The organism is Sporichthyaceae bacterium, assembly GCA_036269075.1.
Lineage (GTDB): Bacteria > Actinomycetota > Actinomycetes > Sporichthyales > Sporichthyaceae > DASQPJ01.
In genome coordinates, this window is the sequence record DATASX010000059.1 from 1 (window position 1) to 13,279 (window position 13,279).

Annotated in this window: 12 protein-coding genes; all 12 read left to right on the plus strand. The window is 70.0% G+C overall.

Annotated elements, in window-relative coordinates; all coding sequences use genetic code 11:
* A partial coding sequence (locus VHU88_10370) for an ATP-dependent Clp protease proteolytic subunit (protein HEX3612079.1) occupies nucleotides 1–96 on the plus strand: 96 nt, incomplete at its 5' end.
* Complete coding sequence (locus VHU88_10375; GenBank protein HEX3612080.1) at nucleotides 93–770, plus strand: ATP-dependent Clp protease proteolytic subunit; 678 nt, start codon at nucleotides 93–95, stop codon at nucleotides 768–770. The genes VHU88_10370 and VHU88_10375, both read left to right, overlap by 4 nt.
* A 245-nt stretch (nucleotides 771–1,015) precedes the next feature.
* Nucleotides 1,016–2,302: an ATP-dependent Clp protease ATP-binding subunit ClpX gene (gene clpX, locus VHU88_10380; protein ID HEX3612081.1), complete on the plus strand. Its 1,287-nt coding sequence runs from the start codon at nucleotides 1,016–1,018 to the stop codon at nucleotides 2,300–2,302.
* Between the two features lie 209 nt (nucleotides 2,303–2,511).
* A complete protein-coding gene (locus VHU88_10385; protein ID HEX3612082.1) occupies nucleotides 2,512–3,564 on the plus strand; it encodes a methyltransferase domain-containing protein in 1,053 nt (350 codons plus the stop codon).
* Between the two features lie 21 nt (nucleotides 3,565–3,585).
* The gene (locus tag VHU88_10390) at nucleotides 3,586–6,207 is read left to right on the plus strand and encodes a valine--tRNA ligase (GenBank protein ID HEX3612083.1); all 2,622 of its coding nucleotides are present in this window, start codon (nucleotides 3,586–3,588) and stop codon (nucleotides 6,205–6,207) included.
* Complete coding sequence (locus VHU88_10395) at nucleotides 6,204–7,577, plus strand: folylpolyglutamate synthase/dihydrofolate synthase family protein (protein HEX3612084.1); 1,374 nt, start codon at nucleotides 6,204–6,206, stop codon at nucleotides 7,575–7,577. The genes VHU88_10390 and VHU88_10395 overlap by 4 nt, the downstream gene beginning before the upstream one ends.
* The gene (locus VHU88_10400; protein HEX3612085.1) at nucleotides 7,574–7,978 is read left to right on the plus strand and encodes a DUF4233 domain-containing protein; all 405 of its coding nucleotides are present in this window, start codon (nucleotides 7,574–7,576) and stop codon (nucleotides 7,976–7,978) included. Before VHU88_10395 ends, VHU88_10400 begins: the two co-directional genes overlap by 4 nt.
* A 63-nt stretch (nucleotides 7,979–8,041) precedes the next feature.
* Nucleotides 8,042–8,449 carry a nucleoside-diphosphate kinase gene (gene ndk, locus VHU88_10405; GenBank protein ID HEX3612086.1) on the plus strand — a complete coding sequence of 136 codons (408 nt, stop codon included), beginning with the start codon at nucleotides 8,042–8,044 and terminating at the stop codon, nucleotides 8,447–8,449.
* 150 nt (nucleotides 8,450–8,599) lie between these two features.
* Nucleotides 8,600–9,703, plus strand: a complete 1,104-nt coding sequence (locus tag VHU88_10410) for a rod shape-determining protein (protein HEX3612087.1) — start codon at nucleotides 8,600–8,602, stop codon at nucleotides 9,701–9,703.
* A gap of 53 nt (nucleotides 9,704–9,756) precedes the next feature.
* The gene (gene mreC, locus VHU88_10415) at nucleotides 9,757–10,620 is read left to right on the plus strand and encodes a rod shape-determining protein MreC (GenBank protein HEX3612088.1); all 864 of its coding nucleotides are present in this window, start codon (nucleotides 9,757–9,759) and stop codon (nucleotides 10,618–10,620) included.
* 28 nt (nucleotides 10,621–10,648) lie between these two features.
* Nucleotides 10,649–11,152: a hypothetical protein gene (locus VHU88_10420; GenBank protein ID HEX3612089.1), complete on the plus strand. Its 504-nt coding sequence runs from the start codon at nucleotides 10,649–10,651 to the stop codon at nucleotides 11,150–11,152.
* The gene (mrdA, locus tag VHU88_10425; GenBank protein HEX3612090.1) at nucleotides 11,149–13,257 is read left to right on the plus strand and encodes a penicillin-binding protein 2; all 2,109 of its coding nucleotides are present in this window, start codon (nucleotides 11,149–11,151) and stop codon (nucleotides 13,255–13,257) included. The genes VHU88_10420 and mrdA overlap by 4 nt, the downstream gene beginning before the upstream one ends.
* The last annotated feature ends 22 nt before the right edge of the window (nucleotides 13,258–13,279 follow it).

Consider the following 13,279-nt stretch of genomic DNA (forward strand, 5'->3'; position numbering starts at 1 on the left):
CGTTGGTTCACCGCCGAGGAGGCCAAGGAATACGGCTTCGTCGACCACGTCGTCACAAATGCCCGCCAGGTCCAGGGTTCCGGAGGGACCGCATGAACGATCGGTGCGATCACGAGCCGGCGATGAGCGCCGCGCAGGCGCCCTACCTGCCGCAGTCCCGGTACGTCCTGCCGCGCTTCGTCGAACGCACCAGTCAGGGCTATCGCGAGTACGACCCGTACGCGAAGTTGTTCGAGGAGCGGATCATCTTCCTCGGCGTGCAGGTCGACGACGCCTCGGCCAACGACGTCATGGCGCAGTTGCTGACTCTGGAGTCGATGGACCCGGACCGCGACATCCAGATCTACATCAACTCCCCGGGCGGCTCGTTCACCGCGCTGACAGCGATCTACGACACCATCCAGTTCGTCAAGCCGGACGTGCAGACGATCTGCATGGGGCAGGCGGCCTCGGCGGCGGCGGTGCTGCTGGCCGCCGGCACACCGGGCAAGCGCCTGGCGCTGCCGAACGCCCGGATCCTGATCCACCAGCCCGCGATCGAGGGCAGCGGCGGTCAGGCCTCCGACGTCGAGATCATCGCCAACGAGGTGCTGCGAATGCGCGCCAAGTTGGAGGAGATGCTGGCCAAGCACACCAACCAGGACATCGAGATCATCCGCCGCGACATCGAGCGCGACAAGATCCTCACCGCCGAACAGGCAAAGGCGTACGGGATCGTCGACGACGTGATCTCGTCCCGCAAGTCCTCGCTGCTGTCGCTGCAGGCCTGACCGTCCTCGGGCGCGCGCGCCGACCCTCGGAAGGTCGGCGGGGCGGGGGCGGTGTCCGGGCGGTGTCCGGGCGGCGACGGGTAGCCGTCCCGAGCGTGTCCACGGGCGGTGTCCGCTTACGGCTGAATAGTCCGACTCGCCCGCTGAAGATGGTGTGGCGTCCGTTCGAGGAAGGTAACGTCGAGGCCAGAACGCTGGTCCCGAGGGTCCGGGCCGGCGTGCGATGAGCAGAGGGGATACGCCGCGTGGCACGCATCGGAGACGGTGGAGACCTGCTCAAGTGCTCTTTCTGTGGAAAGAGCCAGAAGCAGGTCAAGAAGCTGATCGCCGGGCCAGGCGTGTACATCTGCGACGAGTGCATCGACCTGTGCAACGAGATCATCGAGGAAGAGCTCTCCGAGAACTCGGAGATGCGCTGGGACGAGCTCCCCAAGCCGATGGAGATCTGCGAGTTCCTCGACTCCTACGTGGTCGGGCAGGAAATCGCCAAGAAGGCGCTCGCGGTCGCGGTCTACAACCACTACAAGCGGGTCCAGGCAGGCGAGGCCGCCAAGGGCACCGGGCCGGACGTGGTTGAACTGGCTAAATCCAACATCCTGCTCATCGGCCCCACCGGTTGCGGTAAGACTCACCTGGCACAGACGTTGGCGCGCATGCTGAACGTGCCGTTCGCCATCGCCGATGCCACCGCGCTGACCGAGGCTGGCTACGTCGGCGAGGACGTCGAGAACATCCTGCTCAAGCTGATCCAGGCCGCGGACTACGACGTCAAGAAGGCCGAGACCGGCATCATCTACATCGACGAGGTCGACAAGATCGCCCGCAAGAGCGAGAACCCGTCGATCACGCGCGACGTCTCCGGTGAGGGCGTCCAGCAGGCGCTGCTGAAGATCCTGGAGGGCACGACCGCGAGCGTGCCGCCGCAGGGCGGGCGCAAGCACCCGCACCAGGAGTTCATCCAGATCGACACCACCAACGTGCTGTTCATCGTCGGTGGCGCCTTCGCCGGCCTCGAGAAGATCATCGAGGGCCGCGTCGGCAAGAAGGGCATCGGCTTCTCGGCGACCCTGCACTCGAAGGTCGACCTGGACAAGACCGACGCGTTCGGCGACGTGATGCCCGAGGACCTGCTGAAGTTCGGCATGATCCCGGAGTTCGTCGGCCGGTTGCCCGTCATCACCAGCGTCCGCAACCTGGACCGCGACGCGCTGGTGCAGATCCTCAGCGAGCCGCGCAACGCGCTGGTGAAGCAGTACCAGAAGCTCTTCGAGCTCGACAACGTCGAGCTGGAGTTCACTCCGGACTCGCTCGAGGCCATCGCCGACCAGGCCATCCTGCGCGCCACCGGCGCCCGTGGCCTGCGCGCGATCATGGAGGAGGTCCTGCTCTCGGTGATGTACGAGGTCCCGAGCCGCAAGGACGTCGCCCGGGTCGTCATCACCCGCGAGGTCGTGCTGGAGAACGTCAACCCGACCCTCGTCCCGCGCGAGGTCGAGTCCCGCAAGCGCGCCCCGCGCGAGAAGTCGGCCTGACCGAAGCCTGGGGGCGCACCCAGCCGCCCAACTACCTAGCCGCCCAACTACCTAGCCGCCCAAGTACCCCCGGGCAGAGTTGCAACTGGTGATGCGACCGGCGCCGGATTGTCGTCACACCAGTTGCAACTGCGCCCATGGGTGGTCCCGTGGGTGGTCCCGCGCACCCGTCGAACGGTCGACGATCACCCGCCCGTAGCCTCCGGGCCATGGACAAGGCGAAGTACCACCAGGCCGTCGGCGCGATGATCGGCCACATGACCGGCTCGATGGTCTGCTTCGGCATCTGGCTGGGCGACGAGGTCGGGCTATGGCGGGCGATGCACGGCTCCGAGCCGATGACCGCGGCGGACATCGCCAAGGCTGCCGGCACGAACGAGCGCCTGACGCTGGAGTGGCTGCGTGGGCAGGTCGCGGCGCAGCTGCTGGACTACGACGAGGCCGCCGAGACCTTCCTGCTGTCCGAGGAAGTGGCCGCGCTGGTCGCCGACGACACCTCGCCGGTGTTCATCTCGCGGGGCATGTACACCACGTCCGCGCTGTACCACGACATGGACCGCATCGCCCAGACGATGCGCGGCGACGGGAAGTTCGCCTGGGGCGACCACCACCCGCACCTGTTCAAGGGCACCGAGTGGTTCTTCCGCACCGGATACCGCGCTCACCTGACCAGCAGCTGGATCCCGGCGATGGACGGGGTCGTGGAGCAGCTGACGGCCGGTGCCGCCGTGGCCGACGTCGGCTGCGGGCACGGCGCCTCGGCGATCGTGCTCGCCGGCGAGTTCCCGGCCAGCCGAATCGTCGGCTTCGACTATCACGCCGCCTCCGTACGAGTGGCCCGCGAGCGGGCCGCGGAGGCCGGGGTCGGCGACCGCGTCGAGTTCGAGGTCGCCGGCGCGCACGACTACCCCGGTAGTTTCGACCTGATCTGCTTCTTCGACTGCCTGCACGACATGGGCGACCCGGTGGGCGCCGCGCGGCACGCCCGGGAGCGGTTGAACCCGGACGGCTCGGTCCTGCTCGTGGAGCCGTTCGCCCTGGACGGGCCGAGCAATCTGACCGACAACCCGATGGCGCCGATGCTCTACATCGCCTCGGCCGCGATCTGCACGCCGACCTCGTTGGCCCAGGACGTCGGACTGGGTCTGGGCGCCCAGGCCGGACCGGGCCGGCTCCGGGAGGTCTTCGCCGAGGCCGGCTTCAGCCGCTTCGACGTCGTCAGCACCTCGGCCCTGAACATGATCGTGCAGGCCCGCGTCTGATCCCCAACTAAACTCACGCCCGTGAGTGACGCGTCCGCCACCGAACTGTCCACCCGCTACGTCCCCGCCGAGGTGGAGGCGCCGCTGTACGAGAAGTGGGTGAAGGCGGGCTACTTCGAGGCGGACCCGGCCTCCGACAAACCCCCGTACGCGATCGTGATCCCGCCGCCGAACGTGACCGGGTCGCTGCACCTCGGCCACGCGTTCGAGCACACGCTGATCGACGCGCTGGTCCGACGCCGCCGGATGCAGGGCTACGAGGCACTGTGGTTGCCGGGCACGGACCACGCCGGGATCGCGACCCAGAACGTCGTGGAGCGGGAACTGGCCAAGCAGGGGCTGTCCCGGCACGACCTCGGCCGCGAGGCGTTCGTGGCCAAGGTCTGGGAGTGGAAGGCGCAGTCCGGCGGGAAGATCCTCGACCAGATGCGCCGACTGGGCGACGGCGTCGCGTGGGACCGGGAACGGTTCACCATGGACGAGGGCCTGTCGCGCGCCGTGCTCACGATGTTCAAGCGCCTCTACGACGACGGTCTGATCTACCGCGCCAACCGCATCACGAACTGGTGCCCGCGCTGCCACACCGCGCTGTCCGACATAGAGGTCGAGCACTCCGAGGACGCCGGCGAACTGGTCTCGATCCGCTACGGCGACGGGGCCGGCTCGATCGTGGTCGCCACCACCCGGCCCGAGACGATGCTCGGCGACACCGCGGTCGCCGTGCACCCGGAGGACGAGCGCTACCGACACCTGATCGGCACCACGGTCGAGCTTCCGCTGACGGGTCGTCAGATCCCGATCGTCGCGGACGAGCACGTCGACCCCGAGTTCGGCACCGGCGCCGTGAAGGTCACCCCGGCGCACGACCCGAACGACTTCGAGATCGGCAAGCGGCACAACCTGGCCGAGATCACGATCATGGACGACAGCGCCATCGTCACCGTGCCCGGACCGTTCCAGGGCCTGGACCGCTTCGAGGCCCGGCCGGCCGTGGTCGCCGCGCTGCGCGAGGACGGGCGCATCGTCGCGGAGAAGCGGCCGTATCTGCACTCGGTCGGGCACTGCTCCCGGTGCAAGACCGTTGTGGAGCCGCGGCTCTCGCTGCAGTGGTACGTCAACGTCGCGCCGCTGGCCAAGGCCGCCGGCGACGCGGTCCGCGACGGCCGCGTGGTGATCCACCCGAAGGAGTTGGAGCCACGCTGGTTCGCCTGGGTCGACAACATGCACGACTGGTGCATCTCCCGGCAGTTGTGGTGGGGCCACCGGATCCCGGTCTGGTACTCCGCCGCCGGAGAAGTGCGTTGCGTCGGGCCGGACGACGAGGCGCCGGGGGAGGGCTGGACCCAGGACCCCGACGTGCTCGACACGTGGTTCTCCTCGGGCCTGTGGCCGTTCTCGACCCTGGGTTGGCCGGAGCGCACGCCGGACCTGGCGCGCTTCTACCCGACCTCGGTCCTGGTCACCGGCTACGACATCCTGTTCTTCTGGGTCGCCCGGATGATGATGTTCGGCTTGTACGCGATGCAGTCTGACGGTCCGTCAGGAGATATTCCCTTCGGCACTGTCGCCCTGCACGGCATGGTCCGCGACCAGTTCGGCAAGAAGATGAGCAAGTCGTTCGGCAATGCCGTCGACCCGTTGGACTGGATGGACGCCTACGGCTCCGACGCCCTGCGGTTCACCCTGGCCCGTGGTGCCAACCCCGGCGCGGACGTGCCGATCGGTGAGGAGTGGGTCCAGGGCAGCCGGAACTTCTGCAACAAGCTCTGGAACGCCACCCGGTTCGCGATGCTCAACGGCGCGGCCGTCCGCGAACTGCCGGGGCCCGAGGCGCTCTCGCCGGTCGACCGGTGGATGCTGTCCCGGCTGCACGCCACGGTGGCCGAGGTCGACGCGCTCTATGAGGACTACGAGTTCGCCAAGGCCACCGAAGCGCTCTACCACCTGGTCTGGGACGAGTTCTGCGACTGGTACGTCGAGCTGGCCAAGGGCCCGCTGGCGGCCGGCGGCGCGGCGGCGCAGGCCACGACCGCGGTGCTCGGCCACGTCCTCGACGTCCTGCTGCGCCTGCTGCACCCCGTCATTCCGTTCGTCACCGAGGCCCTGTGGACCACGTTGACCGGCGGCGAGTCGGTGGTCGTCGCGCCCTGGCCGACCGCGCAACCCCAGTACCTGGACCCGGCGGCCGAGGCCCAGATCGCAGCGGTGCAGGACCTGGTGACCGAGGTCCGCCGCTTCCGGGCCGACCAAGGCGTGCCCCCGGGCAAGAAGGTCGCCGCGCGGATCACCGCCGACGGCTCGGTGCCCGGTCTGGCCGAGCACGTCGAGGCGGTCCGGTCGCTGTCCAAGCTGACCGTCGACGACGGCACCTTCGCAGCGACCGCGACCCTGCGGATCCCCGGCGCGGTCGTCGAACTCGACCTGGCCGGCGCGATCGACGTCGCGGCCGAACGGGCCCGCCTGAGCAAGGACCTCACGACGGCTGCGTCCGAGGTCGCCGCCGCCCGCGGGAAGCTCGAGAACAACGATTTCCTGCAGAAGGCACCGGAGCCCGTCGTCGCGAAGATCCGCGGCCGACTGTCCAGCGCAGAGGCCGACATCGCCCGCATCACCGCGCAACTCGACGCCCTGGGTCCCGCGTGAGCGACGAAGGGCGCCACCTGACCTCGGTGCCGGAGCCCGACGTCGCGGAGCAGTTGGCAGCCGTCGAGAAGGCGCTGCTGGCGCGGTGGCCGGAGTCGCGGCTGGAGCCATCGCTGGACCGGATCGCCGCGCTGTGCGACGTTCTCGGTTCGCCGCAGCGCGCGTACCCGGTCATCCACGTCGGCGGGACGAACGGCAAGACCAGTACCGCGCGGATGATCGAGTCGCTGCTGCGCGCGTTCGGGCTGCGCACCGGGATGTTCACCAGCCCGCACCTGCAGAGGATGCGCGAGCGGATCGCCTTCGACGGCCGACCGATCGACGCCGAGCGCATGGTCGCCGCCTACGTCGACCTCGAGCCGTACCTCGGCCTGATCGACAGCTCGCAACCGCACCGACTGTCGTTCTTCGAGACGATGACGGGGCTGGCCTTCGCCGCGTTCGCCGACGCCCCGGTCGACGTGGCCGTGGTCGAGGTCGGCATGGGCGGCAGCTGGGACGCGACCAACGTCGTCGACGGGCAGGTCGCGGTGATCACCCCGGTCGCCGTCGACCACGCCGCATACCTCGGCTCCACGCCGGCGCAGATCGCCGTGGAGAAGGCCGGGATCCTCAAGGACGGCGCGGCCGCGGTGCTCGCCGTCCAGTCGGAGGAGGTCGGCGAGGTGCTGCTGCGCCGCGCCGGCGAGGTCAACGCCGTCCTTGCCCGGGAGGGTCGGGAGTTCGGCGTGCGGGGCCGACTCGGCGCGCTCGGCGGCCAGGTGCTGGCCATCCAGGGCATCGGCGGGCTCTACGAGGACCTGTTCCTCCCGTTGTTCGGCGCGCACCAGGCCCACAACGCGGCCTGTGCGCTGGCCGCGGTCGAGGCGTTCCTGGGCGGCGGGCGCGAGCAACTCGACGTCGAGGTCTTGCGCGCCGGCTTCGCCGCGGTGAGCTCGCCCGGCCGGCTGGAGGTCGTCCGCAATTCTCCGACGATCGTGCTGGACGCCGCGCACAACCCGATGGGCGCGGCCGCGACGGCAGCGGCCATCGGCGAGGACTTCTCGTTCCGCCGACTGGTCGGCGTGGTCGGGGTGATGGCCGACAAGGACGCCGCCGGGATCCTGGCCGCCCTGGAGCCGGTGCTCGACGAGATCACGGTCACTGCGACCGCCGATCCGCGCGCGATGCCGGTCGACGAGCTTGCTGCCGTGGCCGTGGAGATCTTCGGTGCGGATCGGGTCACTGTGGCGACCCGGCTCGACGAGGCCCTGGACACCGCGGTCGGGCTGGCCGAGTCCGGCGACGACCCGGCCGGGGCCGGCGTGCTCGTGGTGGGCTCGATCGTGCTCGCCGGTGACGCCCGGACCCTGCTGCGCGGACCCAAGTGACGGGGGAGTATGAGCCGAAGGGGCTCACCGCGGCGTCCCGGGCGAAGATGCAGCGCCGGCTGTGCAGCGTCGTGCTGTTCTTCGAGGGCTTCGTGGTGTTCTTCGGCTCGCTGGTGGCCGCGCGGTCCTCCACCATGGTTTCCGAGGGACAGGCGCTGGCACTTGGGGGAGTGCTCGCCCTGGTGTGCGTGCTCGCGACCGGCTCGCTGCGGTCGCCCTACGGGATCCCGGTCGGCTGGGCCGTCCAGGTCCTGGTGCTGGCCACGGGCGTGGTCGTGCACGCGATGATCGTCATGGGGCTGCTGTTCGGGGCGCTGTGGGTCGCCGCGCTGCGAATCGGGGCGATGGTCGCCCAGGCGCCTTACGGGACGACGTCGGCCGAGAACCACCCCGGCCGATAGGCTCACGCCGACCTTCGCGCGCCCGCCAGGTGGCCGGCGCGCCGCCGTACTCAAGGAGATTTCGTGTCCCAGAACACCCTGGTCCTGGTCAAGCCCGACGGCGTGCGCCGCGGCCTGGTCGGCCAGATCCTCGCCCGCTTCGAGGCCAAGGGCTTCAAGATCGAGGCCATGGCCCTGCGCACCATCGACAAGCAGCTCGCCGACCAGCATTACGCCGAGCACGTGGAGAAGGGCTGGTACCCGGAGCTCCGCGAGTTCATCACCTCCGGCCCGCTGATCTCGCTGGTCCTGTCCGGCGACCAGGCGATCGACGTCGTCCGGCAGATCGTCGGCGCCACCGACGGTCGCAAGGCAGCCCCAGGAACCGTGCGCGGTGACTACTCGCTGTCCAACCAGGAGAACCTGATCCACGCGTCGGACTCCGAGGAGTCCGCGGCACGCGAGCTCGCACTCTGGTTCCCCGACTTCTGACAGGTCACATAAGCCACATCTGCCGCGGGAGTGGAACGCCGTCACGGGCGTGCCGCTCTCGCGTTTCCGTCCCTGGGGTTACTATCTTCGCAGTAGACCAATTTGGTCACACTGCGAACTTCAGTCACATCCATCACGGAGGTCGCCACCATGGCGATGACGCCCACCCGGCCGCGCCCCACCGGTTCCACCAGCGGTTCGGTCCCCAACCAGCTCTCGTCGCTGGTGGGCCGTGACATCGGGGTTGACCTGGGGACCGCGAACACCCTGGTCTACGTGCGCGGCCGGGGGATCGTGCTCAACGAGCCGTCCGTGGTGGCGGTCAACACCGTCACCGGCGAGGTTCTGGCGGTCGGCTCGGAGGCCAAGGCCATGATCGGCCGCACCCCGGCGCACGTCGTCGCGGTCCGGCCGCTGAAGGATGGCGTGATCGCCGACTTCGAGCTTGCCGAGCGCATGCTGCGCTACTTCATCCAGAAGGTGCATAAGCGCCGCTACTTCGCCAAGCCCCGCGTGGTCGTGTGCGTCCCGTCGGGGATCACCGGCGTCGAGCGCCGTGCCGTGATCGAGGCGGCCGACCAGGCCGGTGCCCGTGCAGTGCACATCGTCGAGGAGCCGATGGCGGCGGCGATCGGGGCCGGGATGCCGGTTGGCGAGGCCACCGGCAGCATGGTCGTCGACATCGGCGGCGGTACCACCGAGGTCGCGGTGATCTCCCTCGGCGGGATCGTCTGCGCCCAGTCGATCCGCGTCGCGGGTGACGACATGGACGAGGCGATCATCTCCTACCTGAAGAAGGAGTACTCGCTGCTCGTCGGCGAGCGCACCGCCGAGGAGATCAAGATGACGATCGCCGCGGCGCTGCCGGCCGGCGACGAGTACCGGGCCGACGTCCGCGGCCGCGACATGATCTCCGGACTGCCGAAGAACGTGGTCATCACCCCGGACGACGTGCGTCGCGCCATCGAAGACCCGATCAAGCAGATCATCGAGGCGGTTCGGGCCACCCTCGACGCCTGCCCGCCGGAACTGGCCGCCGACGTCATGGACCGCGGCATCGTGCTCACCGGTGGTGGCGCACTCCTGCGCCGCCTGGACGACCGAATCTGTGCCGAGACCGGAATGCCGGTCATCGTCGCTCCGCGTCCGCTGGACTGCGTGGCGCTGGGCGCCGGGCGGTGCGTCGACGAATTCGAGGCCCTGCAGTCGGTGTTCGCCGCCCACAACCAGAGCTCGTACCAGAAGCGGTACTGAAGCCAGATCTGCCCGGCCCGCAAGGGAACTGAGTCTGCGTCAGGAATTCGGCGATGATTCGCGACACCACCACCACGCGGGTGCTGCTGGGCGCACTGCTGCTCACCACGGTGGGCGCTGCGGTGGTCGACTCACGCTCGAGCTCCGCGGACTCGCCGCTGGCACCGGTACGCACGTTCGCGGCGCGGGTGTTCGGGCCGGTCGAGTCGGGGGTGGTCTGGGTGGCCGGTCCGGTCGCCGAGACCGTTACCGGGATCGGTCGCGCCCACTCCCGGCAGATCCGGATCGACGCCCTGGCGGGCCAGAACGCCCGCCTGGCCGCCCAGTTGGCCGCGACGCAGCAGCAGTTGGCCGGCAACGGCGCCCGGAGCGCGCTGGCCGAGGCAGCCCGCACCGCCGCCGTGAACGTCCGGCCGGCGCACGTGATCGGTGTCGCGCCGGACCGTGGTTACTCGTGGAGCGTGGCGATCGACCTCGGCAGCGACGACGGCGTTGCCCCGGACACCGCCGTGCTGGACGCGGCCGGATTGGTCGGCCGGGTCACCTCGGTCACCTCGCACACCGCCACCGTGGTGCTGCTGCTCGACCCGATTTCCTCGGTGGGCGTGCGATCGGCAAGTTCCGGCCAGATCGGGACGCTCACCGGGACCGGTGAGGACCTGTGCCGACTGACGATGTTCGACCCGCACAGCATCCCGGCGGTGGGCGAGGATCTGCGCACCTTCGGCTCTCGCGACGCCCGGCCGTACACCGCCGGGATACCGGTGGGGAAGGTCGTCTCGGTGACCCCGCGGCCGGACGGGGTGACGATCCTGGTGCGGCCGTACACCGGCTTCGGCGACCTGGACACGGTCGGCGTGGTCGTGCCCCCGGGCACCAGCCCTTCGAGCGTGACGGCGGCGGGCCCGACGTCATGACCAGGCGTGCGGGAAGCAGGACGAAGCGGTGAGCAAGCGCAGTGCGGTGGCCCTGGGCGTGCTGCTGGTGACCGTCGCGATGCTGCAGATCTGTCTGCCGGCCGGCGACGGGCGACTGTCGCTGTCCCCGGACCTGGTCCCGGCGCTGGTGTTCTGCGCCGCCGTGGTCGGCGGTTCCCGGATCGGTACGATCACTGGGTTGGCCTCCGGTGCGGTCCTCGACCTCGCGCCGCCGGCTGATCATCCGCTGGGGCAGTGGGCGCTGGTCCTGGCCGCGTGCGGGGCCCTGACCGGCGCGGCGCTGCGTGTCGAGCACCACCCGCTGTGGAACCTGGCCGGCGCCGCCGTGATCGGGGTCGTCGCCCAGTTGCTGTTCACCGGTGTCGGGCTGGCCTTGGGCGACCTGCACGCGCGCACGGACGAGACGGTGCAGGCGATCCCCAACGCAACGGTGTGGACGGTGTGCACGGCGCTGGTGCTGTTCCCGTTGACCCGTCGGATGATCCGTCCCGCGGTGGAGGCGGTCCGATGAGGATTCCCGCGAGCGTGCGCCGAGTCTTCCTGGTCCAGTGCATGCTGCTGTGCCTGATGCTCGTCCTCGGCGGGCGTCTCTGGTTCCTGCAGGGTCTGCGTTCCGGGCAGTACGTCGCGGCCGCGGACGCCAACACGGTGCGTGAGGTCGTCGTTCCGGCCGCCCGCGGCCTGATCCTCGACGACATGGGCCGGGTGCTGGTCCGCAACAAGAGCCGGACGCGGATCAGCATCGACCGGTCCTTGCTGCTCGCGCAGCCCGACCGGGGCGCCAAGACGTTGGACCGACTCGCTGCGGTGCTCTCCGTGCCGGCCGACAAGCTGCGCGCGCAACTGCGGCTGTGCGGCGCCGGTGTCGGTGCGCCGTGCTGGAGTGGCTCGCCGTACCAGCCGATCCCCGTCGCCGACAACGTCGACCCGAGCACCGCGCTGGCAGTCTCCGAACGCCGTGAGGACTTCCCGGGGGTCAGCGTCGATCAACTCGCGGTGCGCGACTACCCGGCCCCCTACGGGGTGAACGCCGCCCACATCCTCGGCTACGTCGCGGCCGCCGACGAGGGGCAGGTCAAGGCGCAGCGCGTGAACGGTGCCGTGGACCCGAAGCTCGGCACCGCCGACCTGGTCGGCCAATCCGGACTGGAACAGCAGTACGACTCGGCCCTGCGCGGGCGAGCGGGCGTCTCCCGCATCTCCGTCGACCACCTCGGGCATGTGCTCGGACCGGTGGGGGAAACCCCTGCGGTACCCGGCGACAACCTGGTCACCACGATCGACTCGAAGGTGCAGGCGCTGGCCGAGCAGCAGTTGGCCGCGGCCATCGACCGCGCCCGCCACGTCGCTGACTACCGCGGCCGCAAGTACCCGGCCGACTCCGGTGCCGTCGTCGTGCTGGACGTGAACACCGGTGCGGTCGTCGCGATGGCCGGTGCGCCCAGCTACGACCCGTCGGCCTGGGTCGGCGGGATCTCGCCGGACAACTACACGGAGCTGACCGGCGACTCGGCGAACCAGCCGCTGCTCGACCGGCCGATCGCCGGCGGTGGCGCGCCCGGCTCGACGTTCAAGGTGATCACCACCGCCGCGGCCCTGAGCGACGGTTACGACCCCGAGAAGCGATGGGAGTGCTCGAGCTCGTTCGGCATCGGGGGCCGCGCCTTCGGCAACTACGAGGGCGAGGCCTACGGGTTCATCACGATGGCGCGGGCCGTCGAGGTCTCCTGCGACACGGTCTTCTACCGGGTCGCATACGAGATGTGGCAGAAGGCCGGCGGCAGCAAGCCGGCGCCCGGCGCCGTCGACCCGATCCAGGACATGGCTCACCGGTTCGGCCTGGGCAAGCGCACCGGCATCGACCTGCCGGGGGAGTCGCCGGGCCGGATCGTCGACCGCGACTGGAAGCATGCCAACTGGCTGGCGACCCGCGTCGAGACCTGCAAGCGCGCCCTGACCGGGTACCCGGAGCTCGCGGCCACCGACCCGAAACGGGCCGCCTTCCTCACCGACCTGGCCAAGGAGAACTGCACGGACGGCTACCTCTACCGGGGCGGCGACGCGGCGAACCTGGCCATCGGGCAGGGCGACACGGCGGTCACTCCGTTGCAGCTGGCCCGCGTGTACGCGGCGATCGCCAACGGCGGGACGATGTGGCGCCCGCACGTGGCCAAGGCCGAGCTGAGCCCGACCGGCACGGTGGTCCATCGCTTCGGCCCGGTGTCGGACGGCAAGGTGGGCCTGCCGGACTCGGTGCTGGACTACATCCGTCAAGCATTGGTCGGGGTCACCACCAAAGGCACCGCCCAGGGCGACTACCACGGCTGGCCCCTGGCGCAGATCCCGGTGGCGGCCAAGACCGGCACCGCTGAGCACTTCGGCGAGCAGCCCACCTCCTGGTTCGCGGGCTTCGTCCCGGCCGGTGCGCACCCGCAGTACGCGGTGGTCATGACGGTCTCGCACGGCGGTACCGGCAGCGGCACCTCCGGCCTGGCCGTGCGCACGATCGAGGCGGCCCTGCTCGGCGTCGGTGAGAAACCCTTTGTTCCCAACGGTCAACTGCCCGCCGCGCTGCCGGTCGCGCGTCCTGACGGCAGCTTCCGGGAGCCTCGATGAGCGAGCTTGCGAGCTCATCAAT

Excerpts from the sequence above, each read along its gene's own strand:
- VHU88_10375 (HEX3612080.1), top strand. The coding sequence starts at position 93 with ATGAACGATCGGTGCGATCACGAGCCGGCGATGAGCGCCGCGCAGGCG.
- mrdA (HEX3612090.1), top strand. The coding sequence starts at position 11,149 with ATGAGGATTCCCGCGAGCGTGCGCCGAGTCTTCCTGGTCCAGTGCATG.
- mreC (HEX3612088.1), top strand. The coding sequence starts at position 9,757 with ATGATTCGCGACACCACCACCACGCGGGTGCTGCTGGGCGCACTGCTG.
- VHU88_10410 (HEX3612087.1), top strand. The coding sequence starts at position 8,600 with ATGGCGATGACGCCCACCCGGCCGCGCCCCACCGGTTCCACCAGCGGT.
- VHU88_10385 (HEX3612082.1), top strand. The coding sequence starts at position 2,512 with ATGGACAAGGCGAAGTACCACCAGGCCGTCGGCGCGATGATCGGCCAC.